This window comes from Klebsiella terrigena, from assembly GCF_012029655.1.
GTDB lineage: Bacteria > Pseudomonadota > Gammaproteobacteria > Enterobacterales > Enterobacteriaceae > Klebsiella > Klebsiella terrigena.
This window is the reverse complement of record NZ_CP050508.1, coordinates 4,385,330-4,405,562: the sequence shown is the minus strand read 5'-3', so window position 1 is coordinate 4,405,562 and position 20,233 is coordinate 4,385,330. Positions and strand designations below refer to the sequence as shown.

Sequence of the window (20,233 nt, the reverse complement as noted above, 5' to 3'; positions counted from 1 at the left end):
ATGTCATACAGTGGCGAACGAGATAACTTTGCACCCCATATGGCCCTGGTGCCGATGGTCATCGAACAGACCTCGCGCGGTGAACGTTCTTTTGATATCTATTCCCGTCTGCTCAAGGAGCGCGTCATTTTTCTGACCGGCCAGGTGGAAGACCACATGGCGAACCTGATCGTGGCGCAGATGCTTTTTCTGGAAGCAGAAAACCCGGAAAAAGACATTTACCTGTACATTAACTCTCCGGGCGGGGTGATTACCGCCGGGATGTCGATTTATGACACCATGCAGTTCATCAAGCCTGACGTGAGCACCATTTGTATGGGCCAGGCGGCGTCTATGGGCGCGTTCCTGCTGACCGCAGGGGCGAAAGGCAAGCGTTTCTGCCTGCCGAATTCCCGCGTGATGATCCACCAGCCGCTGGGCGGCTATCAGGGTCAGGCAACGGATATCGAAATTCACGCCCGTGAAATCCTGAAAGTGAAGGGGCGCATGAATGAACTGATGGCACACCATACGGGTCAATCCCTTGAGCAGATTGAGCGCGACACCGAGCGTGACCGCTTCCTGTCTGCATCAGAAGCGGTGGAATACGGCCTGGTCGATTCCATTTTGACCCATCGTAATTGATGCCCCTGGCGCAAGGGTGCCGCTATACTTGTCTGAAGTAGGGCGGCACAACGCTTACCAGCGGCTTGCGCCTGAGAATGGCATTTGCGTCGTCGTGTGCGGCACAAAGAACTTAATAAGAGGTTTGGACTCATGACAGATAAACGCAAAGATGGATCGGGCAAATTGTTGTATTGCTCTTTTTGCGGCAAAAGCCAGCATGAAGTGCGTAAGCTGATCGCCGGGCCATCCGTGTATATCTGCGACGAATGCGTTGATTTATGTAACGACATCATTCGCGAAGAGATTAAAGAAGTGGCGCCGCATCGCGAGCGCAGTGCACTGCCGACTCCGCACGAGATTCGCCACCATCTTGACGATTACGTTATCGGCCAGGAACCGGCGAAAAAAGTGCTGGCAGTTGCGGTATACAACCACTACAAGCGCCTGCGCAATGGCGACACCAGCAACGGCGTAGAGCTGGGTAAAAGCAACATTCTGCTGATTGGGCCGACGGGCTCCGGTAAGACTCTGCTGGCGGAAACGCTGGCTCGCCTGCTGGATGTACCGTTCACCATGGCTGACGCCACCACCCTGACCGAAGCCGGTTATGTGGGTGAGGACGTCGAGAACATCATTCAGAAACTGCTGCAAAAATGCGACTACGACGTGCAGAAAGCGCAGCGCGGCATCGTTTATATCGATGAAATCGACAAAATTTCCCGTAAATCGGATAACCCGTCGATTACCCGCGATGTTTCTGGTGAAGGCGTGCAGCAGGCGCTGCTGAAGCTTATCGAAGGCACCATCGCCGCCGTTCCGCCTCAGGGCGGGCGCAAGCATCCGCAGCAGGAGTTCTTGCAGGTTGATACCTCCAAGATTCTGTTTATATGCGGCGGTGCGTTTGCCGGCCTGGATAAAGTGATTTCTCATCGTGTAGAGACCGGTTCCGGAATTGGTTTCGGCGCGACGGTAAAAGCGAAATCCGACAAGGCCAGCGAAGGCGAGCTGCTCTCTCAGGTTGAGCCGGAAGATCTGATCAAGTTTGGTCTGATCCCCGAGTTTATCGGCCGTCTGCCGGTGGTGGCGACCCTCAACGAGCTGAGCGAAGACGCGCTGATTCAAATCCTGAAAGAGCCGAAAAACGCCCTGACCAAGCAGTATCAGGCGCTGTTCAATCTGGAAGGTGCTGAGCTGGAGTTCCGTGATGAAGCGCTGGATGCTATCGCCAAAAAAGCGATGGCGCGTAAAACCGGCGCCCGCGGCCTGCGTTCTATCGTAGAAGCGGCGCTGCTCGATACCATGTACGATCTTCCTTCGATGGAAGACGTCGAAAAAGTGGTTATCGACGCCTCGGTTATCGACGGACAAAGCAAGCCGCTGCTGATTTACGGGAAACCGGAAGCGCAGCAGGCGTCTGGTGAATAATTAGCCAACTCGCTCAAGCAGTTAACCAAAAAGGGGGGATTTTATCTCCCCTTTTGTTTTTCCTGCATTCCTGCCGTTGAATGTGTGGATTACATCCCCATATACTGGATTACATATTAACGGCGACGCGATCAAGAGTCGTGCCGCCGGCTACCTGGCGGACTTTAAACTAAGAGAGAGCTCTATGAATCCTGAGCGTTCTGAACGCATTGAAATCCCCGTATTGCCATTGCGCGATGTGGTGGTTTATCCGCACATGGTCATACCCCTGTTTGTAGGGCGGGAAAAATCTATCCGTTGTCTTGAAGCGGCTATGGACCATGATAAAAAAATCATGCTGGTTGCGCAGAAAGAAGCTTCAACGGATGAGCCGGGTGTAAATGATCTTTTCACCGTCGGGACCGTGGCGTCAATTTTACAGATGCTGAAGCTGCCTGATGGCACGGTAAAAGTGCTGGTTGAAGGCCTGCAGCGGGCGCGTATTTCCGCGTTATCCGACGACGGCGAGCATTTTTCAGCGAAAGCGGAGTACCTCGAATCGCCTGCTATTGAAGAGCGCGAGCAGGAAGTACTGGTTCGCACGGCTATCGGTCAGTTTGAAGGCTACATCAAGCTGAACAAAAAAATCCCACCAGAAGTGCTGACGTCGCTGAATAGCATCGACGATCCCGCGCGTCTGGCGGATACCATCGCGGCGCACATGCCGCTGAAGCTGGCGGACAAACAGTCCGTGCTGGAGATGTCAGACGTTAACGAACGTCTGGAGTATCTGATGGCGATGATGGAGTCAGAAATCGATCTGCTGCAGGTTGAGAAGCGCATTCGCAACCGCGTTAAAAAGCAGATGGAAAAGTCCCAGCGTGAGTACTATCTGAATGAGCAGATGAAGGCCATCCAGAAAGAGCTCGGCGAGATGGACGACGCCCCGGACGAAAACGAAGCGTTGAAGCGTAAAATCGACGCGGCGAAAATGCCGAAAGAGGCGAAAGAAAAAACCGAAGCGGAACTGCAAAAGCTGAAGATGATGTCGCCGATGTCGGCGGAAGCCACCGTCGTGCGCGGCTACATCGACTGGATGGTGCAGGTGCCGTGGAGCGCCCGCAGCAAGGTCAAAAAAGATCTGCGCCAGGCTCAGGAGATCCTCGATACCGACCACTACGGTCTGGAACGCGTGAAGGATCGCATCCTTGAGTACCTCGCAGTGCAGAGCCGCGTGAACAAGCTCAAAGGGCCGATCCTGTGCCTGGTTGGGCCGCCGGGGGTGGGTAAAACCTCTCTGGGTCAATCCATCGCCAAAGCTACCGGACGTAAATACGTGCGTATGGCGCTGGGCGGCGTGCGTGATGAAGCGGAAATCCGCGGTCACCGCCGGACCTACATCGGCTCAATGCCGGGTAAACTGATCCAGAAAATGGCGAAAGTGGGGGTTAAAAACCCGCTGTTCCTGCTCGATGAGATCGACAAAATGTCCTCCGACATGCGCGGCGATCCGGCGTCAGCTCTGCTGGAAGTGCTGGATCCTGAACAGAACGTGGCCTTTAACGACCACTATCTGGAAGTGGACTACGATCTGAGCGACGTGATGTTCGTGGCGACCTCTAACTCCATGAATATTCCAGCGCCGCTGCTGGACCGTATGGAAGTGATTCGTCTCTCCGGCTATACCGAAGATGAAAAGCTGAACATCGCTAAACAGCATCTGCTGTCGAAGCAAATTGAGCGTAACGCGCTGAAAAAAGGCGAGTTGACCGTTGAAGACAGCGCGATCGTCGGCATCATTCGCTATTACACCCGTGAAGCGGGCGTGCGTGGCCTGGAGCGTGAAATCTCCAAACTGTGCCGTAAAGCGGTTAAACAGCTGCTGCTGGATAAATCGCTCAAGCACATCACCATCAACGGCGATAACCTGCACGACTTCCTTGGCGTTCAGCGCTTTGACTACGGTCGTGCGGATAGCGAAAACCGCGTAGGTCAGGTGACCGGCCTGGCGTGGACGGAAGTGGGCGGCGATCTGCTGACCATCGAAACCGCCTGCGTTCCGGGTAAAGGCAAGCTCACCTACACCGGTTCGCTCGGTGAAGTGATGCAGGAGTCCATTCAGGCTGCGCTGACCGTGGTGCGTTCTCGTGCGGATAAGCTGGGTATTAACTCAGATTTCTACGAAAAACGTGATATCCACGTCCACGTACCGGAAGGGGCAACGCCGAAAGATGGCCCAAGCGCCGGTATTGCGATGTGTACCGCGCTGGTATCCTGTCTGACGGGCAATCCGGTACGCGCCGATGTCGCGATGACCGGGGAAATTACCCTGCGTGGCCAGGTGCTGCCAATCGGTGGTCTGAAGGAAAAACTGCTGGCGGCGCACCGCGGCGGCATTAAGACTGTTCTGATTCCTGACGAAAACAAACGTGACCTTGAAGAAATTCCAGATAACGTTATCGCCGATTTAGATATCCATCCGGTGAAACGAATCGAAGAAGTTCTGGCACTTGCGCTGCAGAATGAACCCTTCGGCATGCAGGTCGTCACGGCGAAATAGTGATTTCGCGCAAATTGCGCTAAGAAAAGTAGGGCTGGTAAGTAAATTCGTGCTTGCCAGCCTTTTTTTGTGTAGCTAACTTAGATCGCTGGCAGGGGGTCATCTACAACTCTGTTGTAAGGGCATGACAGTCCTGATATAACTGCTGCGCGGTCGCACCACGAAGGATTCTGGTGCGATATAAATTATAAAGAGAGGAAGAGAACAGTGAATAAATCTCAACTGATTGACAAAATTGCTGCGGGTGCGGACATTTCTAAAGCTGCAGCCGGACGTGCGTTAGATGCTTTAATTGCTTCTGTTACTGAATCTCTGCAGGCTGGGGATGACGTTGCGCTGGTAGGTTTTGGTACTTTTGCTGTTAAAGAGCGTGCTGCCCGTACCGGTCGCAACCCGCAAACAGGTAAAGAAATTACTATTGCCGCTGCTAAAGTTCCGGGTTTCCGTGCTGGTAAAGCGCTGAAAGACGCGGTCAACTGATCGGCTTCCCGTCAGGGAATTTGACGAAGTACAAGGGCGCATCGAGAGATGTGCCTTTTTTATTTGTCCAGAAAGCGACTTTATGTGTGTTTGCGGACACTTGTGGGCTGACAATCACCCCATTTTGTTGTCAAAATAGGTCCTCACGCGCGGCGGCCATCACGTGCTATGCTGCGCGAGCTAAAGTCATCTACAGCGGAGCGTTGTTACACCATGATGGACAACCTACGCACGGCCGCCAACAGCGTCGTGCTCAAGATTATTTTCGGTATCATCATTGTCTCGTTCATTTTGACCGGGGTGAGTGGTTACCTGATTGGCGGCAGCAGCAATTATGCCGCGAAAGTTAATGACCAGGAAATTGGTCGCTCACAGTTTGAAAATGCCGTTGCCAGCGAACGTAATCGCATGCAGCAGCAGCTCGGCGACCAGTTCTCTGAACTGGCAGCCAACGAAAACTACATGAAAACCATGCGCCAGCAGGTGCTGAACCGCCTGATCGACGAATCGCTGCTTGACCAGTACGCGCGTGAACTCGGCCTTAGCGTCAGCGATGCTCAGGTGAAACAGGCCATCTTCCAGACCCAGGCCTTCCAGACTAACGGTAAATTTGATAACGAACGTTTTGGCGGCATCGTTAATCAGATGGGCATGACCACCGACCAGTACGCTCAGGCGTTGCGCAACCAGCTGACGACTCAGCAGCTGATTAACGCCGTTGCCGGCACCGACTTTATGCTGCCGGGCGAATCCGACCAGTTGGCGGCGCTGGTTTCTCAGCAGCGCGTGGTGCGTGAAGCAACGATTGACGTCAACGCGCTGGCGGCGAAGCAGACGGTAACCGACGCGGAAGTTGAGGCTTACTATCAGCAGAACCAGGCGCGCTTCATGGCGCCGGAGCAGTTCCGCGTGAGCTACATCAAAATGGATGCAGCGAGCATGCAGGAGAACGCTTCTGACGCGGAAATTCAGTCCTGGTATGACCAGCATCAGGATCAGTTCACTCAGCCGCAGCGTAACCGCTACAGCGTGATTCAGACCAGGACCGAAGCAGACGCCCAGGCCGTGCTCGACGAACTGAAAAAAGGCGCCGATTTCGCGACGCTGGCGAAAGAAAAATCTACCGACATTATCTCTGCCCGCAACGGCGGCGACATGGGCTGGCTGGAAGATGCGGCAACGGTTCCCGAGCTGAAAGAGGCCGGGCTGAAAGAAAAAGGTCAGCTCTCCGGCGTGATCAAATCTTCCGTCGGTTTCCTGGTCGTACGCCTGGTTGACGTTCAGCCTGCGCAGGTGAAACCGCTGGCTGACGTTCGCGCGGATATCGCCGCGAAGGTGAAGCAGGAAAAAGCCCTCGATGCGTACTACGCGCTGCAGCAGAAGGTGAGCGATGCCGCCAGCAACGATAACGAATCTCTGGCCAGCGCAGCACAGGTCGCAGACGTTAAGGTTGTTGAAACCGGCTGGTTCGGACACGACAACCTGCCGGAGGAGCTGAACTTTAAGCCGGTCTCCGACGCTATCTTTAACGGTGGTCTGGTGGGCGAAAACGGCGCACCGGGCAGCAACTCCGATATCATCACCGTTGATGGCGATCGCGCCTTTGTTGTCCGCATTAGCGAGCATAAAGCGCAGGCCGTTAAACCGCTGGCGGAAGTCAAAGCGCAGGTGACGGATATCATTAAGCACACTAAAGCCGAGCAGCAGGCGAAGCTTGATGCGGACAAACTGCTGGCTGCCCTGAAAGACGGCAAAGGCGATGACGCGATGAAGGCCGCAGGCTTAAGCTTTGGCGCGGCGCAGACGCTGGCACGTACCGGACAGGATCCGCTGAGCCAGGCCGCATTCGCTCTGCCGCTGCCGCAGCAGGGTAAAGCAAGCTACGGCGTGGGCAGCGATGCCAACGGTAACGTGGTCCTGCTGGCTCTGGATGCTGTTAAAGCAGGTGACATGCCGGCTGAGCAGAAACAGGCCATGGTGCAGGGTATTACGCAAAACAATGCTCAGATTGCTTTCGAAGCGCTGATGAGCAGCCTGCGTAAATCAGCGAAAATTAAGCTCGGCGATATCATCGACCAGCAGCAGTAATTTCGCGCATACTCGCAAAATCAAGTAACGTCATGCAATCCCTAAAGGCCGCTTTCGCGGCCTTTTCCATTTCTGGCATTCGCCTTTTGTCCTCCTTTTCTCTGCCCGCTATTGTGGCTCTGCTGTCTACAAAAAAGGAGAACACAGCATGAAACCAAGAGTGAAAGCGATCGTAGTTGCCGCGGCATTACTTTGCGCTGCGGGAAGCCCGATGGCGCTGGGGGCACCTGCCGAGGGCAAGTCGTCGGTGTCGACAGGTAAGGAGAGCATGCGGGCTAAAACGCCCGACTCAGCCAAAGTGGGGGAGTCGGGGACGGCGAAGGTCAGCATCAATAGCGCCAGCGCGCAGGACCTGATGGAGGCGCTGAATGGCGTAGGCCTGAAGAAAGCGCAGGGGATTGTGAGCTATCGCGAAGAGTTTGGGCCGTTTAAGACCATCGACGATCTCAAGCAGGTTCCCGGAATGGGTCATGCGCTGGTAGAGCGCAACCTGGCGCACCTCACCCTGTAATTTTGCGCCGGGGGTTTGCAGCAGCGTAAATCTTTGCCAGACTAAAGAGGTTACACGAGTGGTGTGACCTCTTACCTCATTAACGATAATAAGACAAAGGCACTTGCGCTATGCAGACACAAATTAAAGTTCGCGGCTATCACCTGGACGTTTATCAGCACGTTAATAATGCCCGCTATCTCGAGTTCCTCGAGGAGGCGCGCTGGGATGGCCTGGAAAACAGCGCGGCGTTCCACTGGATGACCGCCCGCAATATCGCGTTCGTGGTGGTGAACATCAATATTAACTATCGCCGTCCGGCGGTCCTTGGCGACGTGTTAACCGTCACCAGCCACCTGCAGCAGCTGAACGGCAAAAGCGGCACCTTAAGCCAGACGGTAACCCTGAATCCCGAAGGGGAAGTGGTCGCCGACGCGATGATTACCTTTGTTTGTATCGATTTGAAAACTCAGAAGGCGCTGCCGCTGGACGGTGAGCTGCGCGAGAAGCTCGAGCAGATGGAGCTGTAGCGGAAAGGGCAAGCGCCCATGTCTCCCGCTGTGCTCCAGCGATACTATGGCGCGCTAACCCCGCTTAGCGAAGCGCGGGCGCGGGAAGCGCCCGGCGATGCTTAGCGTAAGCCCGTTTTTTGCTTCATCAGGGCCATGATGCCGACCTTATCGGCCTGGTACTGATTCAGGCCGTTGGCGCGCAGGTTACAGGAGGCGCACTGCCCGCAGCCGTCACCCTTAATGCCGTTATAGCAGGTCAGGGTTTCGCTACGAATCAGCTCCAGCTGGCCCCAGTAGTCGGCCAGCGCCCAGGTCTCAGCCTTGTTGAGCCACATCAGCGGCGTTTCAAAGCGGATATCTTTTGCCATGCCCAGATTAACGGCATGGTTAAGGGCCTTCACGAACTCGTCCCGGCAGTCGGGATAGCCGGAGAAGTCGGTTTCGCAAACGCCGGTGATGATCGCCTCTGCTTTAACCTGATAAGCGTAGATCGCCGTCAGGGTTAAAAAGAGGATATTACGCCCGGGAACGAAGGTATTCGGAATACCGCTGGCGTCCGGTTCGTAGTCCGGAACCGGAATGCTATCGCGGGTCAGGCTGCTCACCGCAAGTTCGTTAAGCAGGGTGACGTCGAGCACCTTATGGGCCACGGCGCCCAGCTTTAGCGCCAGCTCGCGAGCGACGTCGATCTCTGCGCGGTGGCGCTGTCCATAGTCAAAAGTGACGCAGTGCACTTCATCATACTGTTTCAGAGCCTGCACCAGACAGGTCGTTGAATCTTGTCCTCCGCTGAAGACAACTACGGCGCGTTTCATGGTCATTCCTGGCTATTAAAATGAAAGCCGTATGGTAGCGCTTGATGGGCGCGGCGACCAGCTTCATCACGGCGATGAGGCCGGCAGCCAGGCGCTGGCGAAATCAAACCAGCCGCGCGCGTTAAGGCGCAGGCCGTTAACCCCCGGCGGGGCGCTAATGCGATAATTATAATTGAACAGCGGTGTCATGATGGCGTCGTCCATCAACCTGTTGAATACGTTGCGCAAAGCATCGTTGCGGCTGCGCTCATCCGGCTGCGTTTGGACCGCATCAAGCGTGGCCTGCAGATGAGCATACTGCGCCCCGGTCAGCAAATTTGGCCACATGGCGTCGCAGCGTAACCACTGCTCAAGGGTATATTCCGGCGCCTCGCCGATCAGGCGATCGCCCATAATCAAATCCGCCTGCGCCAGTGCCTGGCAGCCGTCCCAGTTTTTGGCATCGTGAAAAATAAGCGTCAGGCGACAGCCGAGCTCGCTTAGCCGCTGCCGTAGCTGTTCGGCCATGGTATGCAGCTCAACCGGCAGATGGTAGAGCAGGGTAAGCCGCTCGGGCAGCGGCACCTGCCGATCTTCTGGCTCCTGCGGAATTGACCACCCGGGCAGCACTTCGTTGCTGGGAGTAATCAGATCTTCGTCGAGCGGCAGCGTTTCCAGCAGCGAAGAGCGGTGAATAAGCGCGACCAGCCGCTGGGCCTGAGCTTTGCTTAGACGAGGGCTTTGGCGCAGCGTCAGGTAGCAAAAGCCCAGGCTAATGCTATTGCTGACCTGACGAAGATGGGCCAGCTCGTCGGCATCGCCAATCGTTATCTGCACCGGATGACGGCAGCTGGTACCTAAATCCTGCTCGAAAAGCTGCGGGGTTATCCAGTATTCGACGGCCTGGATGAGCGGATGATTCAGATGATAGCGGGGATGATTCTCCAGCCGCACCAGCTCGGGGCTCAACAGCTTGAGGCGAAACGGGCCGCTGCCGATCGTCGGATCGTCCGGATGCGCGAGGACGCTGCAATAGCTGGCGAGGCGAAACGGCAGCCAGTAGTCCGGACGATGCAGCGTAATGGTCAGACGCTGGGCGTGGGTAACATCAATCCGGCTGATGCTGGCGAAGAGCGTACGCAGCGCCGGGATCGTGAGCAGCATCAGCAGACGCTGGCGTAGCTGAGGCGTCTCTATCGGGTCGCCGTTGTGCCAGAACAGCGTCGAGCGGATGTAAAAATGCCAGCGCAAGCCGTCCGCCGAGACCTGCCAGTGGTGGGCCAGATCCCCCATCGGACAGGTGCTTTGCGCATCAAAACGCAGCAGCCCGGAAAAGATCTGCCCGGCGAGGTGCTGCTCCGCCCGGCCGGGTAAAAAGCCGGGCCGCAGCGGTTCGAGCGGGCGATAGTAGGGGATACGCAGGGTCGGCGTATTGTTCTGCCACTGACCGCCGAGGAACGGCGACAGCAGCGCTTTAAGATCGACCGGCGCCAGCTGGGCCAGCTCGAGCGCGTTTTTCTGCTGCCCGCTATTGAGCGCCAGCTCCATCATCTCATTACGCAGCATCTCAGGCGAAGTGTGAAAAAGAAGAGTGCCGCGCTTGCCGCGGCCGGAACGGGCCTGCCAGCTCAGCCAGCCGGCCTCCTGCGCCTGGCGTAACAGCGTGCGGATATGACGTTCGCTGCAAAAACAGCGCTCAGCCAGCTCACCCACGGTAACCTGCTGCGGAGCGCCGGAAGAAGGCAGCCAGAGGCGCTGGTACTGGTTCAGCCTGTTCAATAATCTCATATACACTTCATCCTTCAACCTGCCTCTGCGTTGGCCGCGCTTGCTCACCCCAGTCACTTACTTGCGTAAGCTCCCGGGGATTCGCGCACTTGCCGCCTTGATGCAGGTCGAATGATTTTGTGTATATTCACCCCGCCGACAAGGCTGTCTTTGTGTTGCTTGAGTTGCTTGAGTTGCTTGTGTTTCTTGCGTTGGCGGCGCTTGCTCACCCCAGTCACTTACTGATGTAAGCTCCCGGGGATTCGCGCACTTGCCGCCTTATGCAGGTCGAATGATTTTGTGTATACCCACTTTACCTGGCAAGGCAATCTTTGCTGCTTGTTGTGGCTGCATTGCGTCCATTTGAGGCCAGCGCAAGCGCCACTTATAAACCCGGAACAATAAAAAATATCTATTCACTATTACTTCCGTATATCTCAGGCAATACTGGAACACAAGCAAAACCCACCTCACCTCCGGGAGCAAAACATGGCCAGACTCGCTGCATTTGATATGGACGGTACGCTGTTAATGCCGGACCATCGTCTGGGAGAACGCACGCTTTCGGCCCTGAAACGCCTGCGTGAGCGCGATATTACCCTGACCTTTGCCACCGGCCGCCATGCCCTGGAAATGCGCCACGTGATCGGCGAGTTTGCGCTCGATGCATTCCTTATTACCGGCAACGGTACGCGCATCCACTCCCTCGAGGGGGAGGTGCTGCATCAGTGCGATCTCGATCCGGGCGTCGCTGAACTCGTACTGCACGGCGCCTGGGATACGGCGGCCAGCATGCACGTATTCAACGACGGCGGTTGGTTTACCGGGCAAGCAATCCCCGAGCTGCTGCAGGCGCATATCTTTAGCGGCTTCCGCTACCACATCTGTGATTTAAAACGCATTCCGGCGCACGAGGTCACCAAAGTGTGCTTCTGCGGCGATCATCAGGATCTCCAGCGGCTGAAAGTTCAGCTTACTGAAGCCCTGGGCGAGCGCGCGCATATGTGCTTCTCGGCCGTTGATTGTCTGGAAGTGCTGCCGAATGGCTGTAATAAAGGCGCGGCTCTGGCGGTACTTAGCCGGCATCTTGGCCTGACGCTGCAGGATTGTATGGCGTTTGGTGACGCGATGAACGACCGCGAGATGCTGGGCAGCGTCGGCCGCGGGGTGATTATGGGCAACGCCATGGCGCAGCTCAAGGCAGAGCTGCCGCATTTACCGGTTATCGGAGACTGCCGCAACCAGGCCGTTTCCCACTTTTTAACGCATTGGCTGGATACACCCGATCTTCCTTATTCCCCCGAATAATTAGACCATTCCAGCAAGCCAGGCCGGGCATCGCGATGATGCATTAAGCCTGGCTTTTTTTATTGTGCCGCCGTCTTTACCGCAATTTGCGCCTGCCACGGCGCGATGTCGCCGATATTGGCCGCCACCCACTGGGGATCGTAATAGCTTTCGAGGTAGCGCTCGCCGCTGTCGCAGAGCAGGGTCACAATCGAGCCGGTCCGCCCTTCGGCACGCATGCGTACGGCAAGCTCCAGCACGCCCCACATATTGGTACCGGTCGAGGCTCCGACCTTACGGCCCAGCAGCGTCTCCAGCCACAGGGCGGTTGCGACGCTGGCGGCATCCGGCACGCGCAGCATTTCATCAACCACATCCGGAATAAATGACGGCTCGACGCGCGGGCGGCCGATACCTTCTATTTTGCTGCCGACCGGACTGCGCAGGCTGGCGTCGCGGCTCTGCCAGTAGTCGAGAAACACCGAGTTTTGTGGGTCAACCACCATCAGCTGAGTATCATAGCCCTGGCTGCGGATATAGCGGCCGATGGTTGCCGAGGTCCCGCCGGTTCCCGCGCTCATCACGATATACGACGGCTGCGGATGCGGCTCATGGGTCATCTGACGGAAGATGCTGTCGGCAATATTATTGTTTCCTCGCCAGTCGGTCGCCCGCTCGGCAAAGGTAAACTGATCCATATAGTGGCCGTTCAGTTCGCGAGCCAGGGTTTCGGAGGCGGCGTAGATTTCACAGGCGCTGGCTACGAAATGGCAGCGGCCGCCGTAAAACTCGATCTGCTCGATTTTGCGCTTCGCCGTGCAGGAAGGCATCACGGCAATAAACGGCAGGCCCAGCAGGCGCGCGAAATAAGCCTCAGACACCGCGGTGGAGCCGGAAGACGACTCGATAATCGTCGTCCCTTCTTTAATCCAGCCGTTGCACAGACCATAAAGGAAGAGCGAGCGCGCCAGGCGATGCTTCAGGCTGCCGGTGGGATGGGTGCTTTCATCCTTCAGGTAGATCTGGATCCCTGGGAACCCGGGCAGCGCAAGGCGAATAAGGTGCGTGTCGGCGGAGCGCTGATAGTCGGCGTTGATTTCGCTAATGGCGTGTTTTACCCAGGCGCTGTTCATCTTCATTTCCTGTTTGTCATTTTGTGCCCAGCTTAAAGGAAGTCGAAGGAAAAATTGTTGCTATTTAGCCTTTGAATTACAATAAAAGGAGTAAAATTTTCTCTATTGGTGACCTATGTTAGATAAAATTGACCGCAAGCTGCTTTCTTTACTGCAGACGGACTGCACCCTCTCTTTGCAGGCGTTGGCTGATGCCGTTAATCTGACCACCACGCCCTGCTGGAAACGGCTGAAGCGGCTGGAAGATGAGGGTATCCTGCGCGAGCGGGTTGCGCTGTTGGATGCCGAAAAGCTCGGTCTTAGCCTGACGGCCTTCGTGCTGATCAAGACCCAGCATCACAGCAGCGACTGGTACTGCCGCTTCGTAAGCGAGGTGACGCAAATGGCGGAAGTTCTCGGCTTCTGGCGCATGGCGGGGGAGTATGATTACCTGCTGCGGGTCCAGGTCGCGGATATGAAGCGCTACGACGATTTTTATAAACGGCTGGTGAACAGCGTTCCGGGACTCTCCGATGTGACTTCGAGTTTTGCCATGGAACAGATAAAATACACTACGGCCTTACCGATTGATTAACGGCGTTTGCCGCGACGATTTATACACTCAGGATTTAACTGCTTGCGATTATTTGCTCAACTTAGCTGGTACTTCCGCCGGGAGTGGCGCCGTTATCTCGGCGCTATTGCTCTGCTGGCCATTATCGCCGTCCTACAGCTGATCCCGCCTAAGGTGGTGGGAATTGTGGTTGATGGCGTCACCAAAGAACATTACACCGCAGAAAAGGTGTGGATGTGGATTGGCGTGCTGGTACTTATCGCGATAATGGTTTACCTGCTGCGCTACGTCTGGCGCGTGCTGCTGTTTGGCGCCTCTTATCAGCTGGCCGTCGAGCTGCGGGAAGATTTCTATCGCCAGCTGAGCCGCCAGCATCCGGCCTTCTACCTGCGCCACCGCACCGGTGACCTGATCGCCCGCGCCACCAACGACGTTGACCGGGTGGTCTTCGCGGCGGGTGAGGGCGTGCTGACGCTGGTGGATTCGCTGGTGATGGGCTGCGCGGTGCTGATCGTCATGTCGACGCAAATCAGCTGGCAGCTGACGCTGCTGGCGCTGCTGCCGATGCCGGTGATGGCGCTGGTGATCAAGCGCAACGGCGATGCGCTGCACGAACGTTTTCGCGTGGCGCAGGCGGCGTTCTCAAGCCTCAACGACCGAACCCAGGAAAGCCTGACCAGTATCCGCATGATTAAAGCCTTTGGCCTGGAAGATCGGCAGTCGGCGCAGTTCGCGGCCGATGCGCAGGATACCGGTAAGAAAAACATGCGCGTGGCGCGTATCGATGCGCGCTTTGACCCGACGATTTACATCGCTATCGGTACCGCCAACCTGCTGGCAATCGGCGGCGGGAGCTGGATGGTGCTGCAGGGCAGCATGACGTTAGGCCAGCTCACCAGCTTTGTGATGTATCTGGGGCTGATGATTTGGCCGATGCTGGCGCTGGCGTGGATGTTTAATATCGTCGAGCGCGGCAGCGCGGCCTACAGCCGAATTCGCACGATGCTGGAAGAGGCGCCGGCGGTCAAAGACGGTAGCGAATCGGCGCCGGAAGGGCGCGGAACGCTTAGCGTCGCCGTGCGCGAGTTTATCTATCCTCAGGCCAACAAAGCGTCGCTGGAGAAGGTCAATTTTGTGCTGCAGCCGGGGCAAATGCTCGGCATCTGCGGGCCAACCGGCTCGGGGAAAAGCACGATTCTGGCGCTGATACAGCGCCACTTCGACGTCACCCAGGGAGATATTCGTTTTCATGATATTCCCTTAACCCGGCTACAGCTCGACAGCTGGCGCGGCAGGCTGGCGGTGGTCAATCAGACGCCGTTCCTGTTTTCCGACACCGTGGCAAACAACATCGCGCTCGGCAGACCCGACGCGACGGCCGAGCAAATTGAGCGGGTGGCGCGCCTTGCCAGCGTTCACGAGGATATTCTGCGCCTGCCTCAGGGCTACGAGACCGAGGTGGGCGAACGCGGCGTGATGCTGTCCGGTGGACAGAAACAGCGCATCTCCATTGCCCGAGCGCTGCTGCTGGAGGCGGAGATCCTGATTCTTGACGATGCCCTGTCGGCGGTAGATGGCCGCACGGAGCACCAGATACTCTATAACCTGCGGCAGTGGGGAGAAGGGCGGACGGTGATCATCAGCGCCCATCGGCTATCGGCGTTGACGGAAGCCAGCGAAATCCTGGTGATGCAGCATGGCCATATTGCCCAGCGCGGCCGCCATGACGTGCTGGCAGCGCAGCCGGGCTGGTATCGCGATATGTACCGCTATCAGCAGCTGGAGGCGGCGCTGGATGATGCCCCTCATGACCTTGAGGAGGCTGCCGATGCGTAGTTTTACCGAACTCTGGCCGACCTTAAAACGCCTGCTGGCCTACGGCTCGCCGTGGCGCAGGCCGCTGCTGATTGCGGTCGGAATGATGTGGATTGCAGCCGCCGCCGAAGTCAGCGGCCCGCTGCTGATCAGCTACTTCATCGACAATATGGTGGCGAAGAATTCGCTGCCGCTGAAGCTGGTTAGCGGGCTCGCGGTGGCCTATCTTGGCCTGCAGATCCTCGCGGCGACGCTGCACTACAACCAGTCGCTGCTGTTTAACCGCGCCGCCGTCGGCGTCGTTCAGCAGCTGCGTAGCGACGTGATGGATGCCGCGCTGCGCCAGCCGCTGAGCGAATTCGATACGCAGCCGGTCGGGCAGCTTATCTCCCGCGTCACTAACGACACCGAGGTGATCCGCGATCTTTACGTCACCGTGGTAGCGACGGTGCTGCGCAGCGCGGCGCTGATTGGCGCCATGCTGGTGGCGATGTTCAGCCTCGACTGGCGCATGGCGCTGGTGGCGCTGGCGATTTTCCCGGCGGTGCTGATCGTCATGATGATCTATCAGCGCTACAGCACGCCTATTGTCCGGCGGGTGCGCGCCTGGCTGGCGGATATCAACGACGGCTTTAATGAAGTGATTAACGGCATGGGCGTTATCCAGCAGTTCCGCCAGCAGGCGCGGTTCGGCGAGCGGATGCGCGAGGCCAGCTATGCCCACTATCTGGCGCGCATGCAAACGCTGCGTCTCGACGGCTTCCTGCTGCGTCCGCTGCTCAGCCTCTTCTCGACGCTGGTGCTGTGCGGGCTGCTGATGCTCTTTGGCTTCAGCGCCTCGGGAACCATTGAGGTCGGGGTGCTGTACGCCTTTATCAGCTATCTCGGCCGGCTGAACGAGCCGCTGATTGAGCTGACTACGCAGCAGTCGATGCTGCAGCAGGCGGTGGTGGCCGGCGAGCGGGTCTTCGAGCTGATGGATCGACCGCGTCAGGCGTGGGGTCAGGACGATGCCCCGCTGCGCAGCGGGGCGGTATCGATCGAGGATCTCTCGTTTGCCTACCGCGGCGATCGGCTGGTGCTGCAGGATATCAATCTGGAGATTCCGTCCCGCAGCTTTGTGGCGCTGGTGGGCCACACCGGCAGCGGCAAAAGTACGCTTGCCAGCCTGATGATGGGCTACTACCCGCTGAGCAAAGGCGAGATCCGTATTGACGGCCGTCCGCTCTCTTCTTTAAGCCACAGCGCATTACGCCAGGGCGTCGCCATGGTGCAGCAGGATCCGGTCGTGCTGGCCGATACCTTCTACGCCAACGTCACTCTCGGCCGCGATATCAGCGAGGCGCAGGTCTGGGACGCGCTGGAAGCCGTGCAGTTGGCCGAGCTGGCGCGCGGCCTGGAGGGCGGGCTTTATACCCAGCTGGGCGAGCAGGGCAACAATCTCTCGGTGGGCCAGAAGCAGCTGCTGGCGCTGGCCAGGGTGCTGGTCGATACGCCGCAGATACTGATCCTCGACGAGGCGACGGCCAATATCGATTCCGGCACCGAGCAGGCGATCCAGCAGGCGCTGGCAAAGGTTCGTCAGAACACGACGCTGATTGTGATTGCCCACCGCCTGTCGACGATAGTCGAAGCGGATACGATCCTGGTGCTCCATCGCGGCCAGGCGGTTGAGCGCGGAAACCATCAGCAGCTGCTGGCGGAAAAAGGGCGCTACTGGCAGATGTACCAGCTGCAGCTGGCCGGCGAGGAGCTGGCGGCCAGCTCGCAGGAAGAGTCCCTGATTGCCTGATGCACTATAAGCAGGCAGTGATTCTGCGGCGATATAGCGTGGTGCAAAAATGCAACCTCTTACGCACTAAAATGGTGCATTTTTAGCCGCTCCCGGGCGCTTTCCCCCGCGTTCCCGGGTCGTTTCTCGCTTTTCTCCATCAAAAGGGCCGCTTAGCGGTCCTTTTTCATTTCTGGCATAGCCTTTGCTTTATTCCCTGTGTGTTAGCTGCTGCCATTACGAATTCTGATCGGAGGGGACTTATGAAGCTGGTTACCGTGGTAATCAAACCGTTTAAACTGGAAGACGTTCGCGAAGCGTTATCTTCCATCGGCATTCAGGGCCTGACGGTCACTGAAGTGAAAGGGTTTGGCCGCCAGAAAGGCCATGCTGAGCTGTACCGTGGCGCCGAATATAGCGTTAACTTTTTGCCGAAGGTAAAAATTGACGTGGCGATCGCCGACGATCAGCTGGATGAGGTCGTTGACGTCATCAGTAAAGCGGCATACACCGGGAAAATTGGCGATGGCAAAATTTTTGTCGCCGAGCTGCAGCGCGTTATTCGCATCCGCACCGGCGAAGCCGACGAAGCGGCACTGTAACGTCCAGACCACACAGTGATGGGGATTGAGAAGATGAAAATAGCAACAACAATGAAAACAGGTCTGGGTGCACTGGCGCTTCTTCCAGGATTGGCCATGGCCGCACCGGCGGTGGCGGATAAAGCCGACAACGCCTTTATGATGATCTGCACCGCGCTGGTGCTGTTTATGACGATTCCGGGCATCGCGCTGTTCTACGGCGGCCTGATTCGCGGCAAAAACGTGCTTTCGATGCTGACTCAGGTGATTGTCACCTTTGCTCTGGTGTGCGTTCTGTGGGTGGTCTACGGCTACACGCTGGCGTTCGGTACCGGCGGCAGCTTCTTCGGCAACTTTGACTGGGTATTATTGAAGAATATTGAGCTGAAAGCGCTGATGGGCTCCTTCTATCAGTACATTCACGTCGCTTTCCAGGGCTCCTTCGCCTGTATTACCGTCGGCCTCATCGTCGGCGCGCTGGCGGAGCGTATTCGCTTCTCTGCGGTGCTGATTTTCGTGGTGGTGTGGATGACGCTCTCTTATGTCCCGATTGCCCATATGGTATGGGGTGGCGGTCTGCTGGCGACGCACGGCGCGCTGGATTTTGCCGGCGGTACCGTCGTACATATCAACGCCGCGGTTGCCGGGCTGGTGGGTGCCTACATGATGGGCAAACGCGTGGGCTTTGGCAAAGAGGCGTTCAAACCGCATAACCTGCCGATGGTCTTCACCGGCACCGCGATCCTGTACGTTGGCTGGTTTGGCTTCAACGCCGGTTCTGCGAGCGCGGCGAACGAAATTGCGGCCCTGGCATTTGTGAACACCGTCGTGGCAACCGCCGCTGCGATTCTGGCCTGGACCTTCGGCGAATGGGTGACTCGCGGTAAGCCGTCCCTGCTGGGTGCCTGCTCCGGAGCGATTGCTGGTCTGGTCGGCATTACGCCAGCCTGTGGTTACATCGGCGTGGGTGGTTCACTGATTGTCGGTCTTGCTGCCGGTCTGGCGGGTCTGTGGGGCGTGACTGTCCTGAAGCGCTGGCTGCGCGTTGACGACCCGTGCGACGTGTTCGGCGTGCACGGCGTCTGTGGGATTGTCGGCTGTATCCTGACCGGTATCTTTGCCGCGACTTCTCTGGGCGGTGTGGGTTACGCAGAAGGCGTCACCATGGGGCATCAGCTGCTGGTGCAGCTGGAAAGTATCGGTATCACCATCGTCTGGTCCGGCGTCGTCGCCTGGATCGGCTATAAAGTTGCTGATATGACCGTCGGTCTGCGCGTGCCGGAAGAGCAGGAACGCGAAGGTCTGGACGTCAACAGCCACGGCGAAAACGCCTACAACGCCTGAATCCTTGTGTTATCTCCAGTAGCAGCAAAGCCTCCCTCGGGAGGCTTTTTTTATGCCGTTACGCCCTATGCGTTGCGGTTGCGCATCACGCCTTCCTGCACCGTTGAGGCCACCAGGATGCCGTCCTGGGTATAGAACTCGCCGCGCACGAATCCTCTGGCGCTGGAGGCTGAGGTGCTCTCAACGCTGTACAGCAGCCACTCATTAATGTTGAACGGGCGATGGAACCACATCGAGTGATCGATCGTGGCTACCTGCATTCCGGGCTCAAGGAAGCCTACGCCGTGCGGCTGCAGTGCGACCGGCAGGAAGTTAAAGTCCGAGGCGTAGCCCAGCAGGTATTGATGGATGCGGATGTCCTGCGGGACGGCGCCGTTGGCGCGCATCCATACCTGGCGGGTCGGCTCCGCGGCGTGGCCTTTTAGCGGGTTATGGAACTCAACCGGGCGGATCTCCAGCGGCTTATCGCAGAGGAACTTATCTTTGACCTGCGGCGGCAGCAGGTGCGCCAGCTTACGGGCAATATCGGTCTCTGAAGGCAGAGAGTCCGGCGCCGGGGCGGCTGGCATCGTTTTTTGATGCTCGTAGCCCGGTTCCGGGGCCTGGAAAGAGGCGGTCATATAGAAAATCGGCTTGCCGTTTTGAATCGCGGCCACCCGGCGCGCGCTGAAGCTGTTGCCATCGCGCAGGACTTCGACATCATAAATAATCGGCTTCTGGCTATCGCCGGGGCGCAGGAAGTAGCTGTGAAATGAGTGGATCAGGCGCTCGGCAGGCACGGTCTCTTTCGCCGCGTACAGCGCCTGGCCGACGACCTGGCCGCCAAAAACCTGACGCAGCCCCAGATCTTCGCTCTGCCCGCGGAACAGCCCCTCTTCAATTTTTTCCAGATTTAACAATGCCAGCAGATTAGTTAGTGCCTGACTCATATTTACCCTCAATCGGTGATAACCGCTTCTCGCGGCGCGTATTGAGGCAAAGTATAACCTGGAATCGCAAGTGGTCCGATGGGTGTAATAATCTGAATAAGGGGTCGTTTGCAGGAAGA

17 protein-coding genes are annotated in these 20,233 nt (G+C 57.3%); 13 read left to right on the top strand and 4 right to left on the bottom strand.

Annotation, left to right across the window (positions count from 1 at the left end; translation table 11 throughout):
• The 7 genes from clpP (at nt 1) to HCK03_RS20635 (ending at nt 8,158) form a co-directional block, all read left to right on the top strand.
• Nucleotides 1-624 carry an ATP-dependent Clp endopeptidase proteolytic subunit ClpP gene (clpP, locus tag HCK03_RS20665; protein WP_003021624.1) on the top strand — a complete coding sequence of 208 codons (624 nt, stop codon included), beginning with the start codon at nt 1-3 and terminating at the stop codon, nt 622-624.
• A 132-nt stretch (nt 625-756) separates the two neighbouring features.
• On the top strand, nt 757-2,031 hold the full coding sequence (clpX, locus tag HCK03_RS20660; protein WP_041144319.1) for an ATP-dependent protease ATP-binding subunit ClpX: 1,275 nt from the start codon (nt 757-759) through the stop codon (nt 2,029-2,031).
• Between the two features lie 184 nt (nt 2,032-2,215).
• Nucleotides 2,216-4,570 carry an endopeptidase La gene (gene lon, locus HCK03_RS20655; RefSeq protein ID WP_041144320.1) on the top strand — a complete coding sequence of 785 codons (2,355 nt, stop codon included), beginning with the start codon at nt 2,216-2,218 and terminating at the stop codon, nt 4,568-4,570.
• Nucleotides 4,571-4,777: 207 nt separating this feature from the next.
• Nucleotides 4,778-5,050, top strand: coding sequence for a nucleoid-associated protein HU-beta (gene hupB / locus HCK03_RS20650; RefSeq protein ID WP_002444653.1), 273 nt, complete (start codon nt 4,778-4,780; stop codon nt 5,048-5,050).
• 213 nt (nt 5,051-5,263) lie between these two features.
• Nucleotides 5,264-7,138 carry a peptidylprolyl isomerase gene (ppiD, locus tag HCK03_RS20645; RefSeq protein WP_123551000.1) on the top strand — a complete coding sequence of 625 codons (1,875 nt, stop codon included), beginning with the start codon at nt 5,264-5,266 and terminating at the stop codon, nt 7,136-7,138.
• A gap of 148 nt (nt 7,139-7,286) precedes the next feature.
• Nucleotides 7,287-7,649 (top strand): helix-hairpin-helix domain-containing protein, encoded by a 363-nt coding sequence (locus HCK03_RS20640; RefSeq protein ID WP_134525329.1) that lies wholly within the window; start codon nt 7,287-7,289, stop codon nt 7,647-7,649.
• Nucleotides 7,650-7,759: 110 nt separating this feature from the next.
• Nucleotides 7,760-8,158 carry a YbgC/FadM family acyl-CoA thioesterase gene (locus tag HCK03_RS20635; protein WP_041144323.1) on the top strand — a complete coding sequence of 133 codons (399 nt, stop codon included), beginning with the start codon at nt 7,760-7,762 and terminating at the stop codon, nt 8,156-8,158.
• Nucleotides 8,159-8,259: 101 nt separating this feature from the next.
• Here HCK03_RS20635 and queC read toward each other — a convergent pair whose 3' ends face one another.
• Nucleotides 8,260-8,955: a 7-cyano-7-deazaguanine synthase QueC gene (gene queC / locus HCK03_RS20630; RefSeq protein ID WP_041144324.1), complete on the bottom strand. Its 696-nt coding sequence runs from the start codon at nt 8,953-8,955 to the stop codon at nt 8,260-8,262.
• Nucleotides 8,956-9,021: 66 nt separating this feature from the next.
• Nucleotides 9,022-10,722, bottom strand: coding sequence for an SgrR family transcriptional regulator (locus tag HCK03_RS20625; protein ID WP_167692116.1), 1,701 nt, complete (start codon nt 10,720-10,722; stop codon nt 9,022-9,024).
• Between the two features lie 468 nt (nt 10,723-11,190).
• On the opposite strand from HCK03_RS20625, the gene cof reads away from it, so the two are divergent.
• Nucleotides 11,191-12,009 (top strand): HMP-PP phosphatase, encoded by an 819-nt coding sequence (gene cof / locus HCK03_RS20620; protein WP_041144326.1) that lies wholly within the window; start codon nt 11,191-11,193, stop codon nt 12,007-12,009.
• A gap of 59 nt (nt 12,010-12,068) precedes the next feature.
• Here the strand turns inward: cof and HCK03_RS20615 are convergent, their stop codons facing one another.
• A complete protein-coding gene (locus HCK03_RS20615; protein WP_041144327.1) occupies nt 12,069-13,121 on the bottom strand; it encodes a PLP-dependent cysteine synthase family protein in 1,053 nt (350 codons plus the stop codon).
• 115 nt (nt 13,122-13,236) lie between these two features.
• Here HCK03_RS20615 and HCK03_RS20610 point away from each other — a divergent pair, with 115 nt between their 5' ends.
• The 5 genes from HCK03_RS20610 to amtB all read left to right on the top strand — a co-directional run bounded on the left by HCK03_RS20610 (nt 13,237) and on the right by amtB (nt 19,185).
• Nucleotides 13,237-13,695, top strand: a complete 459-nt coding sequence (locus tag HCK03_RS20610; protein ID WP_041144328.1) for an Lrp/AsnC family transcriptional regulator — start codon at nt 13,237-13,239, stop codon at nt 13,693-13,695.
• Nucleotides 13,696-13,737: 42 nt separating this feature from the next.
• The gene (locus tag HCK03_RS20605; protein ID WP_041144329.1) at nt 13,738-15,510 is read left to right on the top strand and encodes a SmdA family multidrug ABC transporter permease/ATP-binding protein; all 1,773 of its coding nucleotides are present in this window, start codon (nt 13,738-13,740) and stop codon (nt 15,508-15,510) included.
• On the top strand, nt 15,503-17,281 hold the full coding sequence (locus tag HCK03_RS20600; protein WP_041144330.1) for a SmdB family multidrug efflux ABC transporter permease/ATP-binding protein: 1,779 nt from the start codon (nt 15,503-15,505) through the stop codon (nt 17,279-17,281). Before HCK03_RS20605 ends, HCK03_RS20600 begins: the two co-directional genes overlap by 8 nt.
• Before the next feature lie 242 nt (nt 17,282-17,523).
• Complete coding sequence (glnK, locus tag HCK03_RS20595; RefSeq protein ID WP_004858743.1) at nt 17,524-17,862, top strand: P-II family nitrogen regulator; 339 nt, start codon at nt 17,524-17,526, stop codon at nt 17,860-17,862.
• A 33-nt stretch (nt 17,863-17,895) separates the two neighbouring features.
• Nucleotides 17,896-19,185 (top strand): ammonium transporter AmtB, encoded by a 1,290-nt coding sequence (gene amtB / locus HCK03_RS20590; RefSeq protein ID WP_041144331.1) that lies wholly within the window; start codon nt 17,896-17,898, stop codon nt 19,183-19,185.
• Between the two features lie 65 nt (nt 19,186-19,250).
• On the opposite strand, the gene tesB is transcribed toward amtB, so the two are convergent.
• Nucleotides 19,251-20,114 carry an acyl-CoA thioesterase II gene (gene tesB, locus HCK03_RS20585; RefSeq protein WP_041144332.1) on the bottom strand — a complete coding sequence of 288 codons (864 nt, stop codon included), beginning with the start codon at nt 20,112-20,114 and terminating at the stop codon, nt 19,251-19,253.
• Between the last annotated feature and the right edge of the window lie 119 nt (nt 20,115-20,233).